Origin of the sequence: Streptomyces naganishii JCM 4654 (assembly GCF_014650575.1) — a bacterium.
Classification (GTDB): Bacteria; Actinomycetota; Actinomycetes; order Streptomycetales; family Streptomycetaceae; genus Streptomyces; species Streptomyces naganishii.
Genome location: NZ_BMVF01000027.1, coordinates 74778 through 82154, shown reverse-complemented (window position 1 = coordinate 82154; position 7377 = coordinate 74778). Strand labels below are relative to the sequence as shown.

Sequence of the window (7377 nt, the reverse complement as noted above, 5' to 3'; positions counted from 1 at the left end):
AGTCATGCCGGACCCGGAGGCCAGCGGCCCTCTTGCAGGACCGCGAAGAAGATAACGGGGCGGGCCGCCGACGTGGGCGCCGGGGCACGCGCGAACGAGGCCCCGGTCGTTCACCTCCGCCGACCGGGACCTCTCGCGTGCTCGGACCAGGCCGGCGGCGACACTCCCCCGAGCTGCGCGCCGTACGCGCGTACCGACGAGCCGGATCCGATGAAATGATCACATCAGGTCGCGCCAACGGATCGCTAACATGTGCGGATCGGGCGGTCGTGACCGCGAGGAAGGGCAGTGGACGGCGTGAAGCGGTACGGGCTGCGGTTCGGACTGCTGGGGCCGCCCGTCCTGTACGAGCCGGCCGTACGGCCCATCGGCAGCCCCAAGTTGCGCGCGCTGCTCGCCGCGCTGCTGCTGGAGGCCGGGCACGTCGTCTCCGTCGAGGCGCTGAAGGACGCGCTGTGGGACGGCGCTCCGCCGGCCTCCGCGCACGCCTCGCTGCACAACCACGTGACCCGGCTGCGCCGGCTCCTCGACGACCCCGAGCGGCTGCGGGCCGTACCGCCCGGATATCTGCTGCGGGTCGAGCGGGGGGAGCTGGATCTGCACCTGTTCGAGGCCCGGCTGGCCGAGGCGCGCGCCGCGCACGCCGGCGCGGACTGGGCGCGGGTGGTGCGGGCGTGCGCGGAGGCGCTCGCGCTGTGGCGGGGCGCACCGCTCGGGGGCCTGCCCTCGGGAACGGGCCGGTACGCCGTCGTGCAGCGCCTGGAGGAGGGGCGGCTGCTGCTCCTGGAATGGCGCTACGACGCCGAGCTCGCCCTCGGGGGCGACCGGGCCGCCGGACTGGTACCGGAGCTCACCGCGCTGGCCGCCGAGCATCCGCTGCGCGAGGCGTACCACCGTCAGCTGATGCTCGCCCTGCACCGCACCGGCCGCCGCGCCGAGGCACTGGCCGTCCACCGCGACCTGCGCGCCCGCCTGGCCGACGAACTCGGCGTCGAACCGGGCCCGGCCGTCCGCGCGGCCCACTTGGAGGTGCTGCGGCTCGACGGCGGGCCGGACCCCGCGGGCGACTCCGTGAGCCCCGCGAGCGCGCCGGGCGGTTCCTGGCCGCCGGAGACCTCCGAGGCCTGCGGTTCTTCCGAGGCCTGCGGCTCCTCCGAAGTCTCTGACGCGCCTGAACCGGCCGAACGGCCCGATCCGGCCGATCCGCCCGGCGACTCCGGCCCGCAGCCACCCCGTCCCGCCCAACTCCCGCCGCCGCCCGCCCACTTCACCGGACGGAACGACGTACTGCCCGCCGTACGGCGCGCCTTGCTCACCTCGCCCGAGCCCGGGCCCGAGCCCGGGCCCGCGCCCGCGCCCGCGTTCCCACCCGCACCTACGCCCGAGCGCGGCCCGCGCCCCGCAGGCGACGGTGCCGAGCGCAGCCCCGTCGTCGTCCTCAGCGGCATGGCGGGCGTCGGCAAGAGCGCTCTCGCGCTGCAGGCGGCGCACGGGATGATGGAACGTTTTCCCGATGGCCAGCTCTACGTGAACCTGCACGGCGCCACCCCCGGCATGCCCCCGCTCACGCCCGCCCAGGCGCTGCGCGCACTGCTCCGCGACCTGGGCGCCGACCCGCGCCACATCCCGGAGCACCCGGACGCTGCCTCCGCGCTGCTGCGCTCCCTGTTCGCGCCCACGCGCACGCTCCTGGTGCTGGACGACGCCAAGAGCGCCGCCCAGGTGCGCCCGCTGCTTCCGGCCGGCGCGGGCTGCGCGGTGATCGTCACGAGCCGTTCGCCGCTGACCGCGCTGGACGGCGTCCACCGCTTCCCGCTCGCGCCGCTGTCCGGTGAGGACAGCGCGGCCCTGCTGCGGGCGGCCTCCGGGCGCACGGGCTTTGGGCCGGACGGTGGGGACGGCTCGGAGGGCCCGGATGGTCTGGACGCCGGTCACCCGCTCGTCGGACTCACCGGCGGGCTGCCGCTCGCCCTGCGCGTGGTGGCGGCCCGGCTGGCCGCGCGGCGGGCGCTCACGCCGGACGCGCTGGCCGGTCAACTGGCGGCCAAGGGAGGCAGGTTGCGCAACCTGGAGTACGACGACCTGAGCGTACGGCGGTCCCTGGCCGTCGCCCATGACGCGCTCGCCGCCTCCGAGCGCGAGGCCGACCGGGACGCGGCCCTCGCCCTGCGCCGCATCGGCGCGCTCGACCTGCCCGCCTACAGCGCCCCGCTGCTCGCCCGCCTCACCGGCACGGACGAGCACCGGGCCGAGGCCGCCCTCGACCGGCTGGTCGACGTGGCCCTCCTCGAGGAAACGGCGTACGGCCGCTACACCCCGCACGACCTCGTCCGCGACTACGCCCGTGAACTCGCGGACACCGAGAACGCCGAGAACAGCGACAACAGCGAGGACACCGAGAACGGCGAGGACAGTGAGACTCGTCCCGACGCAGCCGCCGACCCCGTCGAAACCGCGCTGCGGTGGTACGCCGCCGTCGCCGAGCGGCTGTTGACCGCGGTCATCGAGCCCGGACACGAGCGGGACGACCGGCGCCGGCCGACTCCCTCCCAGCCGGCCGGCCACAGCGCCGACCTGCTCGCCGTACCGCCCTTCGAGTCGTCCGAGGACGCCTTCGCCTGGGGGAACAGGGAGTTGGAGAACATCGTCGCCCTGACGGAGCGGTACGCGGACGCACCGGCCACCGGGTCCGGTCGCCGCAGGGCCGCGTACCTCTGCCTGCTCCTGCGCCTGTGCTTCCCCCACGCCCAGCGCGGCGGGCGGGTCGCCGAGATGGAGGTGCTCGGGCGGACCGGGCTCGAGCTGGCGCGGCGGCTCGGCGACGAGGCGGCCGAGGCGTACGCGCTGGGCGACCTCGCCGGGCTGCACTTCCTGACCGGACGGCACCGCGAGGCGCTCACCCTCAACGACCGCTCGCTGGCGATCTGGCAGCGCCTCGACGTGCCCTCGCGGATCCGGCGTGGGCTCAACAACCGCGGGCTGCTCCTCGAATGGCTCGGCCGGTACGAGGAGTCCGGCGAGGCGCTGCGCCAGAGCCTCGACTGCTCACGGCAGCTCAACGACCCCTACGGCGAGGCCGTCACCCACAGCCACCTCGGCAACCTCTACGAGCACACCGACCCGCGGGCCGCCATCGAGCAGCACCGGCTCTCGCTCGCCATCGGCGACGAGATCGGAGCCGTCATCGTGCAGCACACCGCGCACTGCAACATCGGCTACGCCCACCTCACCCTCGGCGAACCCGACGCGGCCGCGCGGCACTTCGAGGAGAGCCTGCGCATCCTCGGCGGCCACGGCGACTGGCACGGCGAGTCCCAGACCCGGCTCGGCCTGGTCCGCGCACTGCGCCTGCTGGGCCGTACCGAAGCCGCCCTCGGCGAGTGCGCCGAGCTGCTGCGCCGCGCCGACGCCCGCGCCGACCGCTACACCGGCGGCCTCGCCCGCCACCAGCACGGCCTCCTGCTGCGCGAGCGGGGCCGCACCGAGGAGGCGTACGCGCAGTGGCGTGCCGCGCTCGCGGCGCTGGAGGGGACGGACGAGCAGGCGGTGGCGGCCGAGCTGCGCGAACTGCTCGGACAGCGGCCCGTGCCCCCTCACTTGGCGTCCGCATAGCACTCCACCACCGCCGTCGTGAACGGGAACCGCACCGGCGTCTCTCCGAAGGTCAGCCGCCCCGCCGTCGCGGACGCCTCCCGGATCGCCTCGACGACCGCGTCGGCCTCCTCCTTCGGGCAGTGCACGATCACCTCGTCGTGCTGGAAGAAGACCGGCTCGGCGGCCATGTCCCGGCAACCGCGGCGCAGCGCGGCGAGCAGCAGCAGCGCCCAGTCGGCGGCGCTGCCCTGGACCACGAAGTTGCGCGCGAAGCGGCCGCGGGCGCGCGCGTTGCCGGACGCGTACCCAGGCAGCCAGCCGTGCTCGCCGCGGCCTTCCTCCCCCTCCTGGCCGTCCGGCGCCCTCGGGTCGTCCTGGGGGAGTCCCGCCTCCTGCGTGGCGTCCTCCGACGTCCCTGCCGCCGGCGGGCAGGTGCGGCCCAGCCAGGTCCGCACGAGCCGCCCCTCCTCGCCGGCCCGCGCCGCCTCGTCGACGTAGGCGACGGCCTTCGGGAAGCGGCGCCTGAGGGCGGCGAGGTTCTTCAGGCCGTCGCCGGAGGTCTGGCCGTAGACCGCGCCGAGCACGGCGAGCTTGGCCTGGGCGCGGTCACCGGAGAAGGCGCGGTCGGAGACGGACTGGTACAGGTCGCTGTCCTGGCCGGCCACTTCCATCAGGGCGGGGTCGCGGGAGATGGCCGCCAGCACCCGCGGCTCCATCTGGTCGGCGTCGGCGACGACCAGCCGCCAGCCCGGGTCGGCCACCACGGCCCGGCGGATCACCTTGGGGATCTGCAGCGCGCCCCCGCCGTTGGTCACCCAGCGGCCGGTGACCGTCCCGCCCGCGAGGAACTCCGGCCGGAACCTGCCCTCGCGCACCCAGTCCTGGAGCCAGGACCAACCGTGCGCGACCCAGACGCGGTACAGCTTCTTGTACTCCAGCAGGGGGGCCACGGCCGGGTGGTCGACGGACTCCAGCTCCCAGCGGCGGGTGGACCTCACCTTGATCCCGGCGCGCGCGAAAGCCTTGACGACCTCCGCGGGCAGGTCGGGCCGCACCCGGTGCCCGAAGGCCGCGGACACCTCGTCGGCCAGCTCGGCCAGGCGGCGGGGCTCGCCGCCGCCCGCGTACCGCTCGCCGAGGAGTTCGCCGAGCACCTCGCGGTGCACGTCCGCGCGCCAGGGCAGGCCCGCGCGGTTCATCTCGGTGGCCACCAGCATGCCCGCCGACTCGGCGGCCGTCAGCAGGCGCATGCGGTCCGGGTGGGCGGTCGCGGCGTGCCGTCGCTGCTGCTCGGCGTAGACCGCGAGCAGGTCGGTGAGGGGCAGGTGGACGCCCTGCGGTTCGAAGAGCGGGGACTGCGCGCCCGGTGCGGCGGAGCGCGGCGGCGGATCGGGCGGCACGGGTCCGCCGCGCAGCCGGGCGAGGGCGGCGGCGGCGGAGCGCGGTTCGCCGGAGCGCCCCTCGTGGCCGAGGAGGAGGGTCTCGGCGTCCTCGATGTCGTAGCACCGCTCCACTCGCACCCCCGCGGCGAGCAGGCGCGGGTAGACCTCGCGGGTGGAGCGCCACACCCATCGCGTGACGTCCGGTCTGCCGCGGACGGCCCCGGCGAGGTCGGCCTCCCGGAGCACCGGGCCGGCGGGCAGCCCGTCCGGGCCGAGGGGGGCGACCTCGGCGCCGCCGTCCTCGGCCGGCGCGAGAACCCACCGGTCGGTCATGTCCGCGAGTGTCGCAGCCGGGTCTGACAACGCGCTGTGACCTGCGGGTTCACTCCTCCTCCTGCTCCTCCTGGGCGTCGTTGCGCGCGCGGTCGTCGAGCAGCGTGGCCAGCGTGGCGGTGACGTACTCCTCCGTGCGGGCCTTGGTCAGACCGAGGCCGCTGAGCAGACCCTCGCCGTTCTCCAGCTCCAGCAGGGCGAGCAGGAGGTGCTCGGTGCCGATGTAGTTGTGGCCGAGGCGCAGGGCCTCGCGGAAGGTGAGTTCCAGGGCCTTCTTGGCTGCCGGTCCGTAGGGGACCAGATCGGGGGCGTCCGCCGACGCCGGCGGCAGGGCGGCGGTGGCGGCCTCGCGGACGGTGTCCAGGGTGACGCCCTGTTCCTCGATGGCCTTCGCGGCCATGGCCCCCGGCTCGGTGAGCAGGCCGAGGACGAGGTGCGCGGGCAGTCCCTCCGGGCTCCGGGCGGACTTGGCGGCCTCGTGGGCGGCCATGACGACCTTGCGGGCGCGCGGGGTGTAGCGGCTGAAGCCCTGGCTGGGGTCGAGGTCGGCGGACTCCTTGGGCACGAACCGCTTCTGCGCGGCCTGCCGGGTGACGCCCATGCTCCTGCCGATGTCGGTCCAGGAGGCGCCGGAGCGTCGTGCCTGGTCCACGAAGTGCCCGATGAGATGATCCGCCACCTCGCCGAGGTGCTCACCGGCGAGTACGGCGTCCTGGAGCTGTTCCAGCGGTTCCTGGTGGACCTTCTTGATGGCCGAGATGAGGTCGTCCAGACGGACGGTCGACCTGATGCTGGGATTCGTCATGTGTCAACCGTAGGTTGACACCCTCACGCCGTCAACCCGAAGTTGACAATTCGCGCGAGGTGACTGTCCACAGGGTGTGGACGGGGACGGAGTCCGCGCCGGGACTGTCGGACCCCCGTGGCACGATCGACGTGTGACCGCTCCCGCCACCGTTGACCGCGCCTTCCGCGCCGCCCTCTACGCCACGGCCGGCGACGCCCTGGACACCGGTGCCTCCCTGCTGGCCGCCGATCCCGCCGCCGACGCCGAACTCGCCCGGCGCGGCCGGGAGTTCGTCGCGTCGGCGTGGCAGCGCGGCTGGCAGCCGGCCGACGTCGTACGGATCGTGCGGCGGGAGCTGACCGGCGTGCACGTACGGCTGGTGGCGGAACTGGTGCGCGCGCAGGCCGGCCAGGACCGGGCGCGCGGCCCGCGCTGGGCCGCCCAGCTCGAGGAACTGCCCACCGGTCAGCCGCCCCGCGCGGACCGCTTCTCGCACGCCACGGCCGTACTGGAGCTGTACCGCCTGCTGCTGCGGCTGCCCACGGTCGAACCCCTCGACGAACCCCGAACCTCACCCGCGGGCGCGCAGGCCGACCGCGCCGGGTCCCGCATGCTCACCCGCATCCGCGCCCTGCTCGCCAAGGCGGAGGCGACCGGGTTCCCGGAGGAGGCGGAGGCGCTGAGCGCCAAGGCGCAGGAGCTGATGGCCCGGCACAGCGTCGACGAGGCGCTGCTCGCCGCCCGCGCCCCGGCGCCCGACGCGCCCGGCGCCTGCCGCATAGGCGTGGAGCCGCCGTACGAGCAGGCCAAGGCGGTGCTGCTGGACGCGGTCGCCACCGCCAACCACTGCCGTGCCGTGTGGAACGAACCGCTCGGCTTCTCCACCGTCGTCGGCTTCGAGGCCGACCTGCAGGCGGTCGAGCTGCTGCACACCTCGCTGCTCGTCCAGGCCACCACCGCGATGACCAAGGCGGAGGCGGCCCAGCGGGCGGGCGGGCGCAGGAGGACGAAGACCTTCCGGCAGTCCTTCCTCGCCGCCTACGCCCACCGCGTCGGCGCCCGTCTCGCGGCCGCCGCCGGGACGCAGGTCACCGAGGACCTGCTGCCGGTCCTGGCGAGCCGGGACGTGGCGGTGGCCGACCGGCTGGACCGGATGTTCCCGGAGACGACCACCACCCGCCTGCGGGGAGTGAGCGACGAGGCGGGCTGGACGGAGGGCGCGCGGGCGGCGGACCGCGCCGAGGTGAGATCGCGCCCGCGACTGGGCTGACCGGGCCGCAG

At 75.3% G+C, this 7377-nt stretch carries 4 protein-coding genes; 2 read left to right on the top strand and 2 right to left on the bottom strand.

What is annotated here, in order from left to right:
• Window positions 1-297: 297 nt before the first annotated feature.
• A complete protein-coding gene (locus IE217_RS32110; protein WP_190181484.1) occupies window positions 298-3612 on the top strand; it encodes an AfsR/SARP family transcriptional regulator in 3315 nt (1104 codons plus the stop codon).
• On the opposite strand, the gene IE217_RS32105 is transcribed toward IE217_RS32110, so the two are convergent.
• Both IE217_RS32105 and IE217_RS32100 read right to left on the bottom strand, forming a co-directional pair.
• Complete coding sequence (locus tag IE217_RS32105) at window positions 3594-5309, bottom strand: bifunctional 3'-5' exonuclease/DNA polymerase (RefSeq protein ID WP_190181476.1); 1716 nt, start codon at window positions 5307-5309, stop codon at window positions 3594-3596. The two genes, IE217_RS32110 and IE217_RS32105, sit on opposite strands and share 19 nt — an antisense overlap.
• A gap of 49 nt (window positions 5310-5358) precedes the next feature.
• Window positions 5359-6114 carry a Clp protease N-terminal domain-containing protein gene (locus IE217_RS32100; protein WP_190181475.1) on the bottom strand — a complete coding sequence of 252 codons (756 nt, stop codon included), beginning with the start codon at window positions 6112-6114 and terminating at the stop codon, window positions 5359-5361.
• A 133-nt stretch (window positions 6115-6247) separates the two neighbouring features.
• Between IE217_RS32100 and IE217_RS32095 the strand changes: the two genes are divergently transcribed.
• Entirely contained in the window at window positions 6248-7366 is a 1119-nt protein-coding gene (locus IE217_RS32095; RefSeq protein ID WP_190181474.1) for a DUF2786 domain-containing protein, read from the top strand.
• The last annotated feature ends 11 nt before the right edge of the window (window positions 7367-7377 follow it).